General features: G+C 39.4%; 19 protein-coding genes. 5 read left to right on the top strand and 14 right to left on the bottom strand.

The window, feature by feature from the left end; translation table 11 throughout:
• The first annotated feature begins 18 nt into the window (after nt 1-18).
• Entirely contained in the window at nt 19-1014 is a 996-nt protein-coding gene (dusB, locus tag B4A24_RS08295; protein WP_293944275.1) for a tRNA dihydrouridine synthase DusB, read from the top strand.
• 47 nt (nt 1015-1061) lie between these two features.
• Here the strand turns inward: dusB and B4A24_RS08290 are convergent, their stop codons facing one another.
• The 3 genes from B4A24_RS08290 to B4A24_RS08280 all read right to left on the bottom strand — a co-directional run bounded on the left by B4A24_RS08290 (nt 1062) and on the right by B4A24_RS08280 (nt 4145).
• Nucleotides 1062-2564, bottom strand: coding sequence for a lipopolysaccharide biosynthesis protein (locus B4A24_RS08290; protein WP_293944274.1), 1503 nt, complete (start codon nt 2562-2564; stop codon nt 1062-1064).
• Between the two features lie 5 nt (nt 2565-2569).
• On the bottom strand, nt 2570-2851 hold the full coding sequence (locus B4A24_RS08285) for an acylphosphatase (protein WP_293944273.1): 282 nt from the start codon (nt 2849-2851) through the stop codon (nt 2570-2572).
• 118 nt (nt 2852-2969) lie between these two features.
• Entirely contained in the window at nt 2970-4145 is a 1176-nt protein-coding gene (locus tag B4A24_RS08280; protein WP_293944272.1) for an amidohydrolase family protein, read from the bottom strand.
• Between the two features lie 412 nt (nt 4146-4557).
• Here B4A24_RS08280 and B4A24_RS08275 point away from each other — a divergent pair, with 412 nt between their 5' ends.
• The 4 genes from B4A24_RS08275 to ggt all read left to right on the top strand — a co-directional run bounded on the left by B4A24_RS08275 (nt 4558) and on the right by ggt (nt 9701).
• Nucleotides 4558-6993, top strand: coding sequence for a TonB-dependent receptor (locus B4A24_RS08275; protein WP_293944271.1), 2436 nt, complete (start codon nt 4558-4560; stop codon nt 6991-6993).
• Between the two features lie 135 nt (nt 6994-7128).
• Complete coding sequence (gene dtd / locus B4A24_RS08270) at nt 7129-7587, top strand: D-aminoacyl-tRNA deacylase (protein ID WP_293944270.1); 459 nt, start codon at nt 7129-7131, stop codon at nt 7585-7587.
• Nucleotides 7588-7605: 18 nt separating this feature from the next.
• Complete coding sequence (locus B4A24_RS08265; protein WP_293944269.1) at nt 7606-7932, top strand: nucleotide pyrophosphohydrolase; 327 nt, start codon at nt 7606-7608, stop codon at nt 7930-7932.
• 65 nt (nt 7933-7997) lie between these two features.
• Entirely contained in the window at nt 7998-9701 is a 1704-nt protein-coding gene (gene ggt, locus B4A24_RS08260) for a gamma-glutamyltransferase (RefSeq protein WP_293944268.1), read from the top strand.
• A gap of 65 nt (nt 9702-9766) precedes the next feature.
• Here ggt and groL read toward each other — a convergent pair whose 3' ends face one another.
• The 11 genes from groL to rlmD all read right to left on the bottom strand — a co-directional run bounded on the left by groL (nt 9767) and on the right by rlmD (nt 20873).
• Nucleotides 9767-11404, bottom strand: coding sequence for a chaperonin GroEL (gene groL / locus B4A24_RS08255; protein WP_172392342.1), 1638 nt, complete (start codon nt 11402-11404; stop codon nt 9767-9769).
• A gap of 114 nt (nt 11405-11518) precedes the next feature.
• Complete coding sequence (locus tag B4A24_RS08250; RefSeq protein ID WP_028070710.1) at nt 11519-11794, bottom strand: co-chaperone GroES; 276 nt, start codon at nt 11792-11794, stop codon at nt 11519-11521.
• Between the two features lie 304 nt (nt 11795-12098).
• The gene (gene secG / locus B4A24_RS08245; RefSeq protein ID WP_293944267.1) at nt 12099-12518 is read right to left on the bottom strand and encodes a preprotein translocase subunit SecG; all 420 of its coding nucleotides are present in this window, start codon (nt 12516-12518) and stop codon (nt 12099-12101) included.
• Between the two features lie 12 nt (nt 12519-12530).
• The gene (locus tag B4A24_RS08240; RefSeq protein WP_293944266.1) at nt 12531-13556 is read right to left on the bottom strand and encodes a hypothetical protein; all 1026 of its coding nucleotides are present in this window, start codon (nt 13554-13556) and stop codon (nt 12531-12533) included.
• A gap of 24 nt (nt 13557-13580) precedes the next feature.
• On the bottom strand, nt 13581-14096 hold the full coding sequence (locus B4A24_RS08235) for an LptE family protein (protein WP_293944265.1): 516 nt from the start codon (nt 14094-14096) through the stop codon (nt 13581-13583).
• Between the two features lie 10 nt (nt 14097-14106).
• Complete coding sequence (locus tag B4A24_RS08230) at nt 14107-15381, bottom strand: sigma-54 interaction domain-containing protein (RefSeq protein ID WP_293944264.1); 1275 nt, start codon at nt 15379-15381, stop codon at nt 14107-14109.
• A gap of 37 nt (nt 15382-15418) precedes the next feature.
• A complete protein-coding gene (gene miaB, locus B4A24_RS08225) occupies nt 15419-16855 on the bottom strand; it encodes a tRNA (N6-isopentenyl adenosine(37)-C2)-methylthiotransferase MiaB (RefSeq protein ID WP_293944263.1) in 1437 nt (478 codons plus the stop codon).
• Nucleotides 16856-17230: 375 nt separating this feature from the next.
• On the bottom strand, nt 17231-17914 hold the full coding sequence (locus tag B4A24_RS08220; RefSeq protein WP_414713232.1) for an OmpA family protein: 684 nt from the start codon (nt 17912-17914) through the stop codon (nt 17231-17233).
• A gap of 206 nt (nt 17915-18120) precedes the next feature.
• Nucleotides 18121-18882, bottom strand: a complete 762-nt coding sequence (locus B4A24_RS08215; RefSeq protein ID WP_293944262.1) for a hypothetical protein — start codon at nt 18880-18882, stop codon at nt 18121-18123.
• A 175-nt stretch (nt 18883-19057) separates the two neighbouring features.
• Nucleotides 19058-19456 carry a hypothetical protein gene (locus B4A24_RS08210; RefSeq protein WP_293944261.1) on the bottom strand — a complete coding sequence of 133 codons (399 nt, stop codon included), beginning with the start codon at nt 19454-19456 and terminating at the stop codon, nt 19058-19060.
• A 4-nt stretch (nt 19457-19460) separates the two neighbouring features.
• Complete coding sequence (rlmD, locus tag B4A24_RS08205) at nt 19461-20873, bottom strand: 23S rRNA (uracil(1939)-C(5))-methyltransferase RlmD (protein WP_293944260.1); 1413 nt, start codon at nt 20871-20873, stop codon at nt 19461-19463.
• Between the last annotated feature and the right edge of the window lie 163 nt (nt 20874-21036).

Below are 21036 nucleotides of genomic sequence, written 5' to 3'. Positions count from 1 at the left end.
TTTGTAAAAAAAATTGAGATGTCGGTCAAGATTGGTGAAAATATTGATTTGGGTGAATTCCCTTTGCTACTTGCTCCGATGGAGGACGTCAGCGATCCTCCATTTCGGTATGTTTGCAAACAAAATGGTGTTGATTTAATGTATACTGAATTTATTTCTTCGGAAGGATTGATTCGTGATGCGGCCAAATCTGTTCAAAAACTTGATATTTTTGAATATGAACGCCCCATTGGTATCCAGATCTTTGGTGGAGATATTGAAAGTATGCGTCAATCAGCTGAAATCTGTACGAAAGCGAATCCGAATCTGATTGATATCAATTATGGCTGTCCGGTTAAGAAAGTGGTATGTAAGGGTGCTGGTTCCTCTTTGTTGCAGGACATTGATAAAATGGTTGCAATGACTAAAGCTGTTGTCGAAGCAACACATCTACCTGTGACGGTAAAAACACGTCTTGGCTGGGATGACAATACCAAAAATGTTTACGAGGTAGCGGAGCGACTGCAAGATGTCGGTATCAAAGCATTGGCGATTCACGGACGTACCCGTGCACAACTGTACAAAGGCGAGGCAGACTGGTCTATGATCCGTGATATCAAACGCAATCCACGCATTCAGATTCCAATTTTTGGTAACGGTGATGTGGATTCTGTCGAAAAAGCAGCGGCCTGGAGACAAGAATATGAGGTGGATGGCATTATGATCGGCCGTGCCGCGATTGGCTACCCTTGGATCTTTCGAGAAATCAAGCATTTCTTCCATACTGGGGAGCGCTTGGAAGGACCTACTATTGCCGAACGTGTGGAAGTATGCCGGACACACTTAAATAAATCCATTGAATGGAAAGGGGATAAATTGGGAATCTTTGAAATGCGTAGACATTATGCGAACTATTTCAAAGGAATTCCAAACTTCAAAGAATATAGAATGAAACTGGTAAGCCTTCAAAATCAAGCAGAGATACTTGAAGTTCTCCATGAGATTGAACATTCGTTCATGCCTGAATTCATCTAAAACAAAGGCGATAACTTAACAGTTACCGCCTTTGTTTTAATATGAAATTATCTTCTTCGTATTAATTTCATCACCCCATTCTTTTCAAGAAAAAAGGTAACACCAAGCAGGATCAGCAACATCACATTTCCGATCCAGATGTTGCTATGAAAGACTTGAAAACTCAACCAGGAAATCAAAAGTCCTACTCCAAGATAAGCAGTAATTTTTACCGTCTTATAAGGTATAGGATAGTACTTCTGCCCCCAATAAAGTGAAAAACCGATCATTACAAGATATACTGCGGTCGTCGATAAAACAGCCCCCACATATGAGTACGCCGGAATAAGCCAGACATTGAGCATGATCGTAATTAAGGCTCCTATTCCAGAAATATAGAGTGCATAGCGCGTTTGGTCCGTCAATTTATACCAAATCGATAAATTCATATATATGCCGAGGAGTACATAATTGAAAAGGAGGATTGGAACAATTTTAAGTCCCGTCCAGTAGATTGCGATCTCTTTTTCATTTCCTTTTATAAAGTACTTAAGCCAATCGAGATTAACTGTCAGTCCAACCATTGCAATTACCATCAAAATAACAAAATACTCCATGATTAGTGCATAGGTCTTCGATGCATTCTGATTTTTTGAATATGAAAAGAAGAACGGTTCGGCACCCAATCTAAAAGCTGTAACAAATAAGCTTAGGAATACAGCTAATTTAGCTACAGCACCATATATGCCAAGATCGCGAATTCCCACTTCACCAGGGAGAAGTTTAGGAAAAAACATCTTATCTAAATTCTCATTAATAATAAATGAAATATTGGCTATTAATATAGGGAAACTATACTTCAGCATTTGATCCATTAACTTTCGATCTAATTTCAAGCGAAATGTCAACAATTCAGGCAACAGCAAAATCAATGTAACCACACTGGCAAACAGGTTTGAAATAAAGACATAACCAATCCAGCCTTCTTTAAACCATGTTCCGGCAAAATCCGTCCAAAAGCTGTACTGATGAACCCAATCAGGCAAGAAATAGATGAAAAACAGGTTTGAAATCACGGTAATACCGATATTAACGAATTTCAATGCACTGTACTTATAAGGTCTGCCCTCTGCGCGCAGCTTTGTAAACGGCACAACAGCTAGGGCGTCCGCAACAAGGATAAAAGCAAAATATTTAATGTACTGTTCATATAGATCCACGTCACCACCATCGGCAAACCATGCAGCAATAGGCCGTGTAAAAACAAAAACAGATAACAGTAGAATGCCTGAGCTTGCTAAAGTAACAAAGAAACTATTGTTGTAGACCTTATTTTTATCTTGTGGTTCGACTTTTTGCAGATAGCGGAAATAGGTGGTTTCCATACCAAATGCCAACACGGCATTCAACATAGACATCCACGCATAAAAATTGGAATAGATACCGTAGACTGCAGCATCTTTAAATTTGCGGAGATAAAGTGGCGTCATCAAAAACCCTATCATTCTTGAAACAATAGTGGTTACGCCATAGATCACAGTATCAGAGAGAAATTTCTTAATTGTCGACACTAGGCTTAGGATTGAATTCTTTTAATCACTTCAAAATTAGAAAAGCCTTTCAACTCGCCTTCCTTAACTTCAACAGCTTCAACATTTGCCTCATCTGGGCCTTCCTGGCAGAAGTCCAGCAGTGAATCAAGTGCAAAATCGTCCCCTTCGGCCTCAATATAGACAGACCCATCCTTTTGATTGAGCACAAAGCCCTTTACACCAACCTGATCCGCAACGGCTTTGGCCGTCAATCGAAAAAAAACTCCTTGTACTTTACCTCTTATTGAAATATTCAAATGTTTCATCTGTATTTTATTTTTTCTTCCATCAGTCAGATGGAGCTTACCCTGACTATAGTTTCATTACTATAGTCAGGGTAGGTTCATAAGAGCAAAAGTACAGAAGTTTTTGTGGAATTAAATACTATGCTAAACGTTTGATTTTAACTTTATCTGTTAGACGCATATGTTCCATTCCTTCTAGCAGAATAATCCCCGGTTTTTTACCGATTTCCAAAGATCCATATTCGTCCTGGATATTCAATGCAATAGCTCCGTTGATCGTTGCCCATTGAATTGTTTGCAAAAAGTCTAAATCTTCAAAATGCTCATGCAATACCTTCAACTCTTCCAATACGGAAAGTGTATCATTCGACGCGAGACTATCCGTTCCGATAACTAAACGTTGTCCAGCGTTTATAAAATTATGAACCTTAGGTAAGGTACCTTCGATATATAAATTTGCTTTTGGACACAAACACCACACAACATCCCGATCCATACGCTCCACAAAATCCAAATCTTTTAATGAAGTATAAGTATTGTGAACTAACAACAACTTATTGGGATAAGGTAAATAAGGTAAATAAGACTGGATAGAATTCCGGGCTTGGGCTTTAATAGAATCTGCATTTTTCCCAATACTCGCATAGAAATCCAGGAAAGCTCCTATTTTATATCTGAATAACTTATTCTCCTCGTCACTCTCTTGATTATGAATACTAATGATATTAGATTCGGGTACTGATTTTTTAAATTTCTTAAAAAGAACTTTCGAACAGGAATAAGGGGCATGTGGCGTAATAGACACATGTCCATTTCTAAATTCTTGTGTTAAAGATTTGGCTTCTTTTAATTTAAAATCAGCTTCTTCAGGTTCGACACCCATCACCTCCACAAACGTATGATAAAGTATCTTAGAGTCCTCCTTCAGTTTAGAAGAATTATCCGTATTCGCATGGTCCCCCACGGCTACGATACCATTTTCATACATCTCTCTATCCGCTTTTGCCATTGCATCATCCATTTTTTTCATCGATGCCCCACGTGAGGTCATCACTTGGCTCAAGAAGTTTGGAAGACCCGTGCCTTTGGGCACTACTCCTTTCATATGTGACAATTCAATATGGCAATGGGCATTGATAAAACCTGGTATAATCACTCCTTCATACCTTTCGATTTTGGTTTTATCAGTTTGTGTAAACGTAGCAGGGTCATAGACTCCTTGAATTATCCCCTCCTCATCGATCGCTACAATGCCATCTTTTATTGGCATTGAAGTCATCGGTAGAACATAGTTTGCGCTTAAATACTTTAACATTTTATCTCCTCACTCTCAAATTAGTAACTAAAAAATTTTTGACCAATATGAATACATACTAACAGTAGAAAATTCTATGCCAAGGTACCTAAAAAGAACAATAAATACCAAAAACAACCTTAAACGCAATATTTTAAATCAAAAAGAAATTTTAACGTATTTTTCACTAAGCTTGTCTTTTGTCAAAAATAACATCACTATAGATCATTCCGATTTTAATTTATATATTAGCGCCATCGATTAGGGGTGCCTTGTTTTGTCAGAAACACAAATAAAGGCTGAGATCATACCCAACAGATTAAGTTCTGTGCACCTGATCCAGGTAATGCTGGCGGAGGGAAAGGTTAGTTAAATAGAACGATCATAGTTACCCCTTTCTATGATTTGTTTAACTTAAACAAAATACATCAACATGATCAAATTTTTGATTTGTAGCGTTTTAGCTACTACTTCTGTACAAATTGCTGTTGCCCAGCACAATTTGACAATAAAAACTGTAGACAGGGATACACAAAGCCCCCTACAAAATGCATCCGTATCCATTGACGGCCAAACTTCTTTTACAACTAAATCGGACAAAGATGGTCTGATCAAATTATATAATATCGCGGATGGAAAACATACCGTCCAGGTTTCATTTGTGGGATATCAAACCTCGACTCAAAATCTAAACATTCAGCGGGATATGGAATTGACCGTTCAACTTGATCCAAAAACAATTCGTACGGAAGAGGTGCTTGTGGTATCTACCAGAGCAAAAAAGAATGCACCAACTACATTCAAGAACGTTTCAAAAGATGAGATCACCCGGAATAATTTAGGACAAGATATCCCCTACCTCCTGAATCAGACTCCTTCTGTACAGATAAGCTCCGATGCAGGAGCCGGCATAGGATATACAAATATGACGATCCGGGGTTCGGATAATCAGCGCATCAATGTGACGCTAAACGGCATCCCGCTAAATGATGCTGAAAGCATGGGCTCATTCTTTGTCAATCTCCCAGATTTTGCGTCATCCACAGAAAGCATCCAAGTGCAACGTGGGATTGGAACATCCACAAATGGAGCTGGATCCTTCGGTGCTTCTTTGAATATTCAATCAAATACACTGGCCGAAAAACCCTATGCCGAGCTCAATAATTCATTCGGATCTTATAATACATGGAAGAATACCGTAAAGTTCGGCTCGGGATTGATCAACGATAAATTTGCTTTCAATGCCCGATTATCCCGGATCAGTAGTGATGGTTATATCGAAAGAGGTGCTTCTGACTTGCAGTCTTTTTATATCGACGGGGGCTACTATGGTAAGAAGCACACTTTAAAAGGAATCGTATTCTGGGGAAAAGAAAAGACCTACCAAGCTTGGAATGGGGTGCCTGAACCACTGATCACAGGTGATAGATCTCGTATGGATGACTATGCGGATTATGGACTCGCTGTATCCGGAACAGAGAAAGACCGCTTTATGAATGCAGGAAGGAACTACAATCTATATACCTACAAAAACCAAACGGACAACTACACGCAAAAACATCACCAGATTCATTACACCAATATCCTCAGTGATAAACTGACGTTGAACACTGCCTTACATTATACAAGAGGTTACGGCTACTATGAAGAATTTAGGCAGGCTGACAAATTGAGTAAATACGGACTTCCAAATGTGACGATAGGAAAAGATACCATAAAGACAACAGACTTAGTCAGACGGAGATGGCTTGATAATTATTTTTATGGAATGACTTATTCATTAAACTACAAACCCAATGATCAACTTGAACTTATATGGGGTGGTGCGTACAACCAATATAGCGGAAAGCATTATGGCGAAGTAATCTGGGCACAATACGCATCAACGGGCTTTCTGGATGACAAATATTACTTTGGAAAATCCCAGAAAAATGACTTCAGCAATTTCCTAAAGGTAGATTACAAATTGGACAAATGGATCTTGATGGCCGATATACAATACCGAAATGTAGACTACCATATGTATGGTGATGATGATAAAGTTAAAAACTACAACTACCATCCAAAATTCAATTTCCTGAATCCCAAAGTTGGTGCAACCTTTCTGCTAAATGATTATGCAAATATCTATGCTTCCTACGCCTTTGCACAAAAAGAACCTGTACGGAAAGATTTTATAGAGAAAAATAGCAAGCTGCCAGATCCAACGCCAGAAAAAATGCAGGACATTGAACTTGGCTATAGATTCACCGATACGAAGTTCACTATCGGATTGAATGGATATGGGATGTTTTATAGAGATCAATTGATTCCAACAGGTGAAATCAGCGATACTGGCGCTCCTATCCGACAAAATGTGAAAGACAGCTATCGAATCGGGGTGGAATTTGATGGGGCATGGAATATCAATAAGCAATTGAACTGGAAGGCTACCGCTACTTTCAGCCAGAATAAGATCAAAAATTTTGAGGAAGTTATTGGCGATCTCAGAATTTCATATCCAAAGACCGATATTGCCCTGTCTCCAAATACAATTATATCCAGCAATTTCTCCTATAGCCCTATTGAGCCGCTCACATTTTCATTGCTGTCAAAGTATGTCGGTCGACAATATCTCGATAATTCCTCTGCCAAGGAAAGAAGCATCTCTTCCTACTTTGTTAACAATCTATTAGCGAATTATAATTTTTCAGCACTCGGCGTCAAAGACATTAACCTAAGTTTACAGGTTAATAACTTACTGAATGAAAAATATGAAACCAACGGCTATACCTTTGGCTGGATGGAAGGTGATGCCAGAAAATATTACAATTTTTACTTTCCACAGGCACCTACAAACTTTATGTTGGGCTTAAATATCAAATTTTAACAGTTAACAAAATATTCATATGAAAGCCTCCTTTTCTACTTAAGATAAGGAGGCTTTTTATTTGGTATAGGTAAATGCTACATTGGATCGTGATTCACGATTGGAATTTTTAACTTTGGTTTTATAAATTTCATTATGCGCGCAGTAATACAACGGGTAAAACATGCATCCTGCACAGTTGACGAACAGATCACTGGACAAATTGAAAAAGGTTTAATGATACTATTGGGAATAGAAGAAGCCGATACAATGGAAGACCTAAAATGGTTGGGACAAAAATTTGTTAACCTCCGGATTTTTGAAGATGAGCAAGGACTAATGAATAAATCCATACAGGATATCGACGGCAATATTTTATTAATTTCTCAGTTCACCTTATTTGCTCAGACAAAAAAAGGAAATAGACCTTCATTCATTCGGGCAGCCAAACCGGACACTGCCAAGCCGCTTTATGAGGAAATGGCCAAACTGCTTGCCCAGCTGATCAATAAGCCTGTTCAGCTCGGCGTATTTGGAGCCGATATGAAAATCAATTTATTGAACGATGGTCCCGTCACCATAATGATGGATACAAAAGATAAGGACAATTTTTAAACTACTTAATCCAAAAAAATGACAATCAAAGAAGCACAGGAAGTAATTGATAAATGGATCAATACAACAGGCATACGCTATTTTAACGAGCTGACAAATACGGCGATGCTTATGGAGGAGGTTGGCGAAGTTGCACGGATCATGGCCAGACAATACGGTGAGCAATCATTCAAAAAATCAGATAAAGAAGTTAATCTGGCTGACGAAATGGCCGATGTATTGTTTGTCTTAATGTGCCTCGCGAATCAAACCGGTATAGACCTTACCGAAGCATTGGAAAAGAACCTTCAAAAAAAATCCATCCGGGATGCAGAGCGTCATAAAAACAACGAAAAGCTAAAATAATACCATTATATTTTATTTGCGTTAACGGTTTAATCAGCAGTACGCACCATTTTAAAGTAGACATTATGAATAAACTATTTATTTATTCGCTAATAACAGGTTTCCTATTCACCTCTTGTTCCACTACACGTAGGCAATTGGGGGCCCATAAGACCAATCCGGATACATTTAACAAAGCAGCTGTGGTTACTGCCCATCCCTTGGCTTCCGAAGTCGGGGCAATGATCTTGAAAAAGGGCGGAAATGCTATTGATGCCGCTGTTGCAGTACAATTTGCCCTTGCTGTTGTCTATCCCAATGCAGGCAATATTGGTGGTGGTGGATTTATGCTATATCGCAATAACCAAGGTCAATACGATGCATTGGACTTTCGGGAGACTGCCCCCAAAAGGGCTCATCGGGACATGTATCTGGACGCACAAAAGAATGTTATTCCCGATCTGAGCTTATACAGCCGGTTGGCATCAGGTATTCCAGGTTCTGTCGCCGGAATGTGGGAAGCACATCAGAAATATGGAAAGCTGGCCTGGAAAGATCTGCTGACCCCAGCAATTGACCTTGCAAGAAAAGGTTTTGAAATCAGCGAAAGGCAAGCTAAGGAATTTGAGAGTCACAAAGAAAGATTTATAAGGTTAAACCCCTCCGGCGCAGCAATTATAAAAAATACAACATGGAAAACAGGCGATCTATTTATCCAGATAGATCTTGCCAACACCATCGAAAGAATCGCCAATGAAGGCCGGGATGGTTTTTATAAAGGAAAAACTGCTGATTTTCTCGTTGCCGAAATGAATAAGGACAAAGGCATTATTACACATGAGGATCTAACGAGCTATCGGGCACTCTGGCGTGCCCCGATTACATCAAGCTATAGAGGACACAAAGTCGTTTCGATGCCCCCGCCATCCAGTGGTGGAACATCTTTAATCGCTTTGTTAAAGTCAGTCGAACAGTTCCCCCTGCAGCGTTGGGGATTCCAGACAGACTCCACAATACGTGTTATCGTAGAAGCAGAACGTCATGTGTATGCAAATAGGGCAAAGTATTTAGGGGATCCTGATTTTATCAATGTCCCTGTACAGCAACTAGTGGATTCCACTACAAATGCGGCTAAACTTAAACCTTTTAATTTCCGTCAGGCGACATTAAGTAAAAATGTCAATGCTGATGTCATTCCGGGCTATGAAAGCGAACAAACAACACATTTCAACATTGTTGATGAGGAAGGAAATGCTGTATCTATTACCACGACACTAAATGACTCTTATGGATCGGGTGTCTTTGTGAATGGGGCAGGATTTCTCCTGAATAATGAAATGGACGATTTTTCGATAAAAACTGGTGTTCCTAATATGTATGGGCTGACAGGGGAAAGGGCTAATGAAATCCAACCAGGGAAAAGAATGTTAAGTTCCATGACTCCAACTATTCTGGAAAAGAATGGTAAACTATTTATGGTTGTGGGGACTCCGGGAGGTTCGACTATTATTACCTCTGTTTTCCAGACAATACTGAATGTGATCGACTTTGGTCAAAATGCACAAGCCGCTGTGAGTTCACCCCGGTTTCACCATCAGTGGCTCCCGGACCATATTGATGTTGAAAAGGATGCAATTGATATGACGCTTCGGGACAAATTAATAAAGGATGGCTATATAATAAACCCAAGAGGAAATATCGGACGTGTAGAAAACATTCTTGTCCTTCCAAACGGCAAATTGCAGACCGGCGCCGATCCACGTGGAGATGATACGGCAAAAGGATATTAGACCTCAAATAAAAAGCTCATCTGGTATTCCAGATGAGCTTTTTATATCAGATAGTTTGGATGATCTTACATCATTCCGCCCATACCGCCACCCATTGGAGGAGCACCAGCACCTACAGGGTTTTCTTCAGCTTCGTCAGCTAATACACATTCTGTTGTCAATAACATAGAAGCAACTGAAGCTGCATTTTCCAAAGCAACACGGGATACTTTAGTTGGATCGATTACACCTGCTGCAATTAAGTTCTCGTAACGGTCAGTACGAGCGTTGTAACCAAAGTCACCTGTACCTTCTTTTACTTTTTGAACGATAACTGCCCCCTCAATACCTGCGTTATTACAGATCTGACGTAAAGGCTCTTCGATTGCACGTTTGATAATATCGATACCGATTTGCTCATCTTCGTTTTCACCTTTAAGATTTAACAAAGCTTCTGTAGCACGGATGAAAGCAACACCACCACCAGCAACGATACCTTCTTCAACTGCAGCACGAGTTGCATGTAAAGCATCATCAACACGGTCTTTTTTCTCTTTCATTTCTACCTCGGTAGTCGCACCTACGTACAATACAGCAACACCACCTGACAATTTTGCCAAACGCTCTTGCAATTTCTCACGATCGTAATCTGAAGTAGTTGTCTCGATTTGTGAACGGATTTGAGCAACGCGAGCTTTGATGTCCTCTACATTACCACCACCGTTGATGATCGTTGTATTATCTTTGTCAACTTGAACTTTTTCAGCTTGACCTAAGTAAGATAATTCAGCATTCTCTAATTTGAAACCTCTTTCTTCAGAGATTACAGTACCACCAGTTAAGATAGCGATATCTTCTAACATCGCTTTACGACGGTCACCAAAACCTGGCGCTTTTACCGCTGCTACTTTCAGTGAACCACGGATTTTATTAACAACTAATGTTGCAAGCGCTTCGCCATCTAAGTCTTCTGCAATGATCAATAATGGTTTGCCAGTTTGAACTTGTTTTTCCAAGATAGGCAACAACTCTTTCATGTTGCTGATTTTCTTGTCGTAGATCAAAATGTAAGGGCTATCCAATTCCGCTTCCATCTTGTCAGAATTTGTAACAAAGTATGGAGATAAGTACCCACGGTCAAATTGCATACCCTCTACAGTTTTTACTTCTGTTTCAGTACCTTTTGCTTCTTCAACAGTGATAACACCATCATTACCAACTTTTTCCATCGCTTGCGCGATCAATGAACCGATTACTTCATCGTTATTCGCAGAGATTGATGCGACCTGTTTGATTTTGTTATTGTCTTGACCAACTTCTTGAGATTGAGATTTCAAGTTCGCAACGACAGCTGCAACAGCCTTGTCAATACCACGCTTTAAGTCCATTGGGTTAGCACCAGCAGCTACAGATTTGATACCTGGAGCAACGATTGCTTGTGCCAATACAGTAGCAGTAGTTGTACCGTCACCTGCTTGATCAGCAGTTTTGGAAGCAACTTCTTTCACCATTTGAGCACCCATATTTTCTAAGGCGTCTTTCAAATCAATTTCTTTCGCAACTGAAACACCATCTTTAGTAATTACTGGTGCACCGAATTTCTTTTCAATAATTACGTTACGTCCTTTTGGACCCAATGTTACCTTAACCGCGTTTGCTAACGTGTCTACACCTTTTTTAAGGGCCTCACGAGCCTCAACGTTATATTTTACTTGTTTTGCCATTTTATTTTAGTGTTTAGTATCGAGCTTAAATAACATTACCAACTCAATAATACAATAACTTGTTGATTTTTGATTCGAGCTACAATGAGCTCATTTGAAATTCCTGACCTTTAATTAGATAACAGCGTAAATATCAGACTCACGCATAATTAAGTACTCTTTTCCTTCATAAGTAATTTCAGTACCTGCATATTTTCCGTATAATACTTTGTCACCTACTTTTACAGTCAACGGCTCGTCAACTTTACCAGTACCTACAGCAACCACTGTACCTTGAGATGGTTTCTCTTTTGCTGTATCAGGAATATATAACCCTGAAGCTGTTTTTTCTTCTGCTGGAGCAGCTTCTACGACTACTCTGTCTCCGATAGGTTTGATACTTAATGCCATAATTAATTTTACTTTTTATCTGTTATTGAATTTATTTTTATGTTATAATCGTTATAGACACATCATCTTTTATGCCAATTGTAAATAAGCAGAAGTATAAGACAATTTTTCACCAAAAACTTAATATTTCAATAAATAAAATCACATTTTGCTGTCACACTGTCATTGTTGTCTGACAACCTTACAATCCCTCGCCCCTCATTCCAATCCTACCTTGTAAAAAGCAAACTGACAAACTGCGCATAACAAAAAAGAGGCCTCGTCTAATACATAGACGAGGCCTCTTGAATTTCTTTGTTGGCTACTATTTTTTAGCCTCTTCAGCTGGCTTAGTTACTGGCGCTGTAGCAGGAGTTTTTTGCTCGGATTGCGCTGGAGTAGCTTGTTCTTGCCCTGCTGGAGTACCAGAAGGTTGCTGAGCCGGTGTACCTAAGTTCAAGGGACCCTGTGGTTGTGCAGGTGCTTCAATTTGACCTCCCAGTCCACCTTTTGATGTACTTGGCGATGTCCCCATAATATTAACACCTAAACTAAAAATCATAATGGCGATAACCATGATCCATGTACCTTTTTCCAAAAAGTCTCCGGTGCGTTTGACCCCCATAAGGTTTGTTCCTCCGGAAAAACCAGATGATAAACCGCCGCCTTTCGGATTTTGGATTAAAACCAAAAATGCTAAAATAATACTAGCTAATATGATAAGACCAATTAATAATCCTTGCATCTCTTTATATAATTAATTTAATTTCTTTTCTAATTCTGTTATGCGTGCCGCAAAGTAAGCATTTTTTTCTGGATATTTCAAAACTAATTTTTTGTAAACGTCTATTGCTTTAGGATATAAACCTTGTTCGGTATATATTTTTGCAAGGGTTTCCGTAACCAGTGAGTATTGATCTTCCGAGCTTTTTCGCGCCTTATTTTCCAAATCTAATTTTTCAGCCTGCAAAGGCTGGATCACAGGTTCCTCGCGGATAAATTTTTCAATCACCTCATCTGTCTTACGCGGAATCTGGAAAGAAATTGTTGTTTTTACTTCATCGCTGAGCTTCGCTTCCGGTGATTGCAAATGGAAAATATTTTCCCGGATTTGTTGATCCAATAGCTGACTATCCAGTTTTTCGTGAATCTTTGCGATATCATCGTTTGATGGCGCCATTGGCCCTAACGGGGATTTAACGTAAGGCTGGTATGTTTCAGCATACTCAAGTCTCGTCTTGTGTAGCCACCATAAGAAGCTATAGGGCATTGTATCGTCATCATAGACCGTAACACGCTCATGTCCGTCCTTTAGGGGTTGAATAGCAATTTCAGCGGAAAGAGGCTCCTCTATTTCGGATTCCTCAATAAGGGTTACCTGTGGCTGCGCTTCATTTGAACGAAAATAATCCTGGGCTACCCCTGCCTGAATCAAACGATCCAATTCATCCGTCTTCCCGACTTCTTCAACTTCAGATTCTGTCGCTACAGTTACCTCAGTTGCCTCCTCACTCACCAATATATCATCCAATTCTATCTCGTTTACGGCCACTGTCTCCTTGCTATGCATAAATTCATATAACCAGTTTGGAGAGGGTGCATAAAGTAATGTCGCCGATAGATTCTGAACAGGCTTGCTTTCGCCAAAGATTTTACGTTCGTATATAAATCGTAAACTTTGCGCATATGGATACTTTTCGATCAAAGCCAAAATCATATCTTCATCGACAGATTCTGAATGATTGATTGCTTGAAAAAAAAGCTCGCTATTCGATAATGGCATAGTAATATTCATTTTGGAATAGGATTACCAATTGGCAAATGCCTTATTATAAATGTCCTCTGTCAACATCTGAATAATCTCCTTACCCAAGGTCTCTTCCTGTACACTCTGAAGATTCCCAGCAAATTCTTTGAAGCGCGTAAAAGGCTGTTCAAAGTCGTCTTTTGGATTAATCTTATTATGATATGACACTTTAATGGTAATGGTCATTCTATTCATCGCCGCGCGATCTGTTCCCGCCTCAACAGCGGCTGGACTGATTGTATAATCTGTAATAAACCCTTCAAAAGTAGCATCACCATCCTGGTTGACCTGACTTAATCGGGATTGATTTCGAATACGTTCCTTTAAAGCCTCTGTAAAGTTTTGGCTTAAAGTCGGATAAACTAAAGGGGCTATATTTTCAAAATATTGAATATTAACTGTTTTCATCCCCTCTGGAATGGACCCTCCTGTAAATCCATATTTCACGCCACAACTATTCATGATGAATAGAAAAGCGGTTGTGAGCAAGGTATATAAAATTCTTCTTGACAACATGTGCAAAACCTTAGTCTAAATTTAAGTCTTTAATTTTCCTATACAAAGTTCTTTCGGAAATCCCCAGTTCTTGCGCCGCAGCCTTACGTTTACCACGATGTTTTTTTAAGGCTTTCTTGATCAGATCTGATTCCTTATCTACCAAAGATAAGGATTCTTCTACTTCCTGTGCATCTTGTAAATAATCATCCTCTTTAACAGGATTCTTCAAAACATTTGCTGTATTGTTAGGAGAATGTATTGTCAATGTCGGTGCAACACCGTAGCCCTCGGACTCCGATTTCATTTGTGGTTCAATCTCCTGATAGAGTTGATTGATATAAGGAGAGTTTTGATCAAATGTAGAAGAGTCTACACCTTTCTGGATCAGCTCCACGACAAGCTTTTTCAGATCCACCATATCCTTCTTCATATCAAACAAAACCTTGTAAAGCAGGTCTCTTTCAGAAAAATCTTCTTTTGCACTACTAGTCGATGAAACAATGGCCGGTAAACTGGTCCGTGATTCATTTGGCAAATAGTTTTGTAACGTATGTGCGTTCACAACACGCTCTTTTTCTAAAACAGCAATTTGCTCAGCAACATTTTTTAACTGGCGTACATTTCCTGGCCAGCTGTAATTACGCAGCATATTCTGCGCATCCTCTGTCAATTGGACACCAGGAGAGCGATATTTTTCTGAAAAATCTACAATAAACTTCCGAAATAATAAATTAATATCTTCAGGTCGTTCTCTAAGTGAGGGAACCCGTAAAGGAACAGTGTTCAAACGATAATACAGATCTTCGCGAAATTTACTCTTTTGGACTGCTTCAAACATATTGACATTTGTCGCGGCCACCACGCGTACATTAGTTTTTTGGACCTTTGATGACCCTACACGAATGTACTCTCCAGATTCCAAAACACGTAATAATCTGGCTTGCGTACCTAAAGGCAATTCTCCTACTTCATCCAAAAAAATTGTTCCACCATCAACCACTTCAAAATAGCCCTTACGCGCTTCGTGAGCACCGGTAAAGGAACCTTTCTCATGCCCAAATAATTCAGAATCTATTGTCCCCTCTGGTATTGCGCCACAATTGACCGCTATAAATGGCCCATGCTTGCGGGAACTCAATTGATGGATAATATGCGAAAAAACTTCTTTACCACTACCGCTCTCACCTTGTATTAATACAGAAATATCAGTTGGAGCCACCTGCCGGGCAATATCAATCGCCCGATTTAGCAACGGTGAGTTACCGATGATTCCAAACCTATTTTTTATATCTTGATTATCCATAAATTTCCAGTTGGAAATAAATTTATATTAAGTTTTCTTAATCGACAATTTTACCTAACAAGGTTGCTGATGTACATGATTCGACACGTACATTGACATAATCTCCCTGTTTATAACGAGGGTCTATCGGAAATACAACCAAGGCATTTTGATCATTACGACCGCAAAAATCAAACTCAGATCTTTTTGAAAAACCTTCTATAAGTACCTTACATACCTTTCCAACAAAATGCTGGTAACGATATAAGCTATGGTCACGTTGTTTATTGATTACTTCCGTCAAACGGCGTTTTTTAACATCCTCTGGGATATCATCTTCATAGCGCTTTGCGGCCAATGTGCCCGGTCTTTCAGAATAAGCAAACATATAAGCAAAATCATATTTCACGTAATCCATCATCGATAATGTTTCCTGATGTTCTGCTTCGGTTTCTGTACAGAATCCTGTGATAACATCAGTAGAAATCGCACAATCCGGAATAATTTTACGGATAGCGTCTACACGCTCCATATACCACTCCCGATCATAAGTACGATTCATGAGCTCTAATACTCTAGAGTTACCAGATTGCACTGGGAGATGGATATAATTACAAATATTTTCATATGACGCGATCGTATGTAAGACCTCATCCGTAATATCTTTGGGATGTGATGTGGAGAAACGAACCCGTAAAAGCGGGCTGACTTCCGCCACCATAGCCAACAATTTAGCAAAAGTTACCGTCTCAGCAGGAGCTTCACCTTCTGCAACCGTTGCTGAATGCTTGTAGGAATCCACATTTTGCCCTAGCAATGTTACTTCTTTGTAACCCGCGTTGAATAGATCTTGCGCTTCTTTGACAATAGAATGTGGATCGCGGCTACGTTCACGTCCCCGGGTAAATGGTACCACACAAAACGAACACATATTGTCACAACCACGCATGATCGAAATAAAAGCCGTTACGCCATTTGAATTTAATCGGACCGGGTTAATGTCTGCATAAGTTTCCTCACGTGACAGCAGTACATTCACTGCTTTTGCACCGTCATCTACCTTATCAATTAAATTAGGAAGATCACGATACGCATCCGGACCTACCACAACATCAACTAATTTTTCTTCCTCAAGAAATTTGGACTTCAAACGCTCAGCCATACAGCCTAGCACTCCGACGATCATTCCAGGATTTTTGGACTTCGCTGCCTCAAATTCTTTCAGTCGATTGCGAACACGCTGCTCTGCATTTTCACGAATTGAACAAGTATTAATAAAGACAACATCCGCTTCCTGATAATTCTTTGTCGTCTCAAAACCTTTATCCAACAAAATCGAAGCAACAATCTCACTATCCGAGAAGTTCATTTGGCAACCATAACTTTCAATATACAGTTTGCGTCCATTACTGATCTTTGGATCCTGTTCCAATAACAATGCCTCACCCTGACGAGATTCGTCGTGTTCCTTAGTTGTATGTGTTAAATCTAGCATAGCTCAATTTTCAAAGACTACAAAGTTAGAAATTAAAATCCATATAATGACAGTTTGTCAGCCAGAAATATGGTTTATACTTTGTCAAATTTTATAAGCAATTAACCTACCGTTGATGTGTGTTCGCAATAAGATTTATGATGCTTAAACATTTTGTCTTTTAAAAGTCCCAAGGAATTCCCAGTTTATTTGGTCCGCTTGTCATTGTTGATTTATAGTTGCTGCTAGATGCTTAGCAAGCATTCGCATTCCCTTATCACGGATATTAAAAAGGCACGGATAAGTTTCCGTGCCTATATTATTTTGAAATTCAACAAAACTTTCTACCAAGCGTTAAACAGCATAGCATCCCAAAGGAACAAACTGTTCAGCTCCTTATTGACCAGCTTGTTGTTTTGCTTCTTTCTTCATTTGATCACCAGCAACAATAACGATCTCCACACGACGGTTTTGTGCACGTCCAGCTTCAGTATCATTACTTGCAATTGGTTCAGAGAAGTTTCTTCCTTCAGTCTTAATACGTGAAGAAGCTAAGCCTTTAGATACAGCAAATGCGCGTACCGAATTGGCACGGTCCAACGAAACTTTGTCATTCGCAGCTAAAGTACCTACGTTATCCGTGTGTCCAATGACCAAAATTTCAGTTCCTTGTTCCTTGTTTAAGGTTGTCACCAAGTTGGCAATATTATCTTTTGCAGTGGCTTTCAAATCAGATTTATTGAAATCAAATAAAATACCTGAATCAAATTTCACAACGATACCTTCTGCAGATTGTGTTACTTCAGCACCTTCCACAGTTTTAGAAATCTCAGCAGCTTGTTTATCCATTTTCTTACCAATCAATACACCCGCTGCGCCACCAATTGCCGCGCCTGCTAATGTACCAATAGCTGTATTACCAGCTTTACCTCCAATTAAAGCTCCCAAGGCACCGCCGGCAACACCACCGATTACGCCGCCTTTGGTCGTATTATTTGTATTTTGGATTGTAGAACAACTTCCAAATAACATAGCTGAGGTCGCAACAGTCAAACCAAATACAGCTAATTTTCTATTCATTTTCATATCTATCTAAGACTTTTAAAATTCAAACTAAATACTGTTCATGTTAAAATCAAACAAAGTGCCAAAAGCATTCTTTTTCAACTTTTTTGTTACGATACTCAAAAAAAAGCATTACGCCCTGTAGAAATGAGGACGATCTACTACAAATAATATCGATAGTCACTGTTCACAAGAAGTAACAGCAAGGAAAGGAAATTGTTTTATTTCTCTTGGGTCTTCACCTCAATATCTGGCAACAATGAACCTTTTGGGCGCCCCTTTGCCTCAAAATCCTCCAACGACTGTTGCACATAGTGCATTAAATCATATTGACCCCAATGTTCAGCTAAATCAAATGAGGGACGATAACGTACCATAAAGGCATCTAGATCTGCACTATCTAATTTTGTTAACTTCTGGACAGCCGCGCGTGAGAAAATACGATCTACCTGCAATTCTTCCTTCTCCCGATCCATAAAACGTCCAAAACGTTTCGCATTTTTTGCTTCCCGTCCAAATAGATTATAAAGTGCAGTAGCAGGACTCCCTAAATAGGTTCCAAATTTATTTTTCCCGCCGTTATAAACTCCTTTCTTGGAATAATTTCCCATCGCCTCATTCAGTTCAGCCTCTTTCGATTTCCGCTCTACGATCACTGTTTCGAGCTTAATGCCTTCCTGCATCTCAATGTAAAACTCGTTCAGGTTTGTCAATACAGTCTTTACAGGTGAAAAACCCACCTTAGTGAACGAAAGAGAATCTCCTACAGAAGCATCGATTGTAAAGACACCAAAAGAATTTGTCAACGCCGATCTACTCGTACGCAAATTCAGTACCACAACATCTCCAATTCTATTGGCAGTCCCCTTCTGCATCACCATACCTGACACTTTCTGTATATGTTGCGCCTTTGCTCCGAATGCTGTCAAAAGCAACATCAATATGCCTAATAGCCCTGCTATATGTATGTGTATTCTCTCCATTGGAATATATTCTTATTGTCACGCCAATTTATTGGACATCTAGTATTGCCATTAGCGTTTGTGAAAGCGATAAACTAAATCAGCTCCTTTGAATCCATCACGCCTCCAGCCCATTTCGCTAAAAATAGTAATAGTTTGACAATTGTATTGTTAAAAAAGTTTAAATATTCCTTGTCTATTTATAAGGATAAAAAACAAAATTGGCCCCTTCAGCAACAACGACAAACAAACACATATATTCCTTAGCGGATTTATAATTTTGAATAAAAGTAGCTTTACGATCCTCCTGAATGATATCCATTTCTATAAACTCTTCCACGGTGGATGCATTGATTGTCCAATTGGTTTCCAGCTCTACACGGTCCAAGATCACTTCTCCCACGGAAACCTCATGTTGATGTGCCACAAAAATCGGGTAGGAAGAATAACCTTCCTCGATGATCTCCATCGCAACTTCACGGATCGACTCACTATAAAAATCAAGATCAATCTGCAAACTTTTCAATGGACTCGGTCCAGTAGATTGCGCTGATTCCTCTCTTGCACTGCCCGAAAATAAATCCTCTACTTCCATAATATTATGATTTTTTTAGTTCTAATAGAACAACATTTTCAACGTGTTGCGTATGCGGGAACATATCCACCGGTTTAATACGCTTCACATCATACTTTTCTGCCAATAGGACTAAATCTCTCGCCTGCGTCGCAGCATTACAACTGACGTAAACAATTCTTGGAGACTCCATCTCCAATAAACGAGCCACAACATCTGCATGCATACCTGCCCTTGGAGGATCAGTAATCACCACATCTGGTTTACCATGTTCCGCAATAAATGAGGGTGTCAACACATCTTTCATATCCCCAGCGTAGAATTTCGTATTGTGAATATCATTGATCGCTGAATTGACCTTCGCGTCTTCAATGGCAGTAGGCACATACTCCACCCCAATTACTTCTTTTGCTTTCTTAGCAACAAAATTTGCAATTGTACCTGCACCCGTATATAAATCGTACACCAGCTCGTCTCCTTTTAGATCCGCAAAATCACGTGTAATCTTATAAAGCTCATATGCCTGCGCTGAATTGGTCTGATAAAATGACTTTGGTCCAACCTTGTATCGAAGACCTTCCATCTCCTCATAAATAAAATCACGACCTGCATACACGTGAATATCCTGATCAAAGATGGTATCATTACGCTTTTGATTCACGATATACAGGAGCGAAGCAATTTGAGGAAACTTTTCATTAATGAAATTCATCAATAATTCCACCTGGCCTTCCTCTGGATAGGCAAACACCACAATCACCATCATTTCACCAGTAGACGAAATACGGATGATCAGATTGCGTAATACTCCGGTATGCTCGCGCAGATCATAAAAGCTCATTCCATTACTTAATGCAAAGTCCCGTATGGTATTCCGAACTTCATTGGAAGGGTCTTCCTGAAGAAAACAATGGTCTACGTCCAAAATTTTATCAAAACGTCCCGGCACATGAAAACCCAATGCATTCATCTCCAATTGCGATGCATCCTCATCAACAGAAGTTAACCATTTCTTATTCGAAAAGGTATACTCTAGTTTGTTTCTATAATATTCCGTTTGTACTGACCCCAAAATATCTTCCATCGAAGATGTATCTACTTTCCCAATACGCGATAAGGCGTTATCAACAGATTGTTGTTTGAATTTTAACTGAGCCTCATAGCTCATATGTTGCCATTTACAGCCCCCACAGACGCCAAAATGCGCACAAAAAGGATCTACGCGATATGTAGAAGCTTCTTTTAAACTCGTCACCCGAGCTTCAGCAAAATTCTTCTTCTTACGCATTAACTCTACATCTACAACATCACCAGGGACAGCTTTTTCTACAAACAAAACCAAATCATCGGTCTTCCCTACACCTCTACCTTCTTCGGCAATATCAATGATTGCGATATCTTTCAAGAACTTCTTTTCTTGCGGAATTCTTCTACTCATAGTTCGCAAAAATACAATTTTTTATAATCATTTCTCACTGGGCTAGATTGTCTTAGAAAAATCAAAAATTATTCAGGTATATAGAACTACTACTGGGGCACTATGGATTATGCTGCTGCACAATCTCCTTAATTAAGGAAGAGACCATAAATAACCACCAAAA

Source organism: Sphingobacterium sp. UBA7249, from assembly GCF_002472835.1.
Classification (GTDB): Bacteria; Bacteroidota; Bacteroidia; order Sphingobacteriales; family Sphingobacteriaceae; genus Sphingobacterium; species Sphingobacterium prati.
The sequence above is the reverse complement of the archived record's forward strand: the minus strand, read 5'-3'. Positions and strand labels throughout refer to the sequence as shown.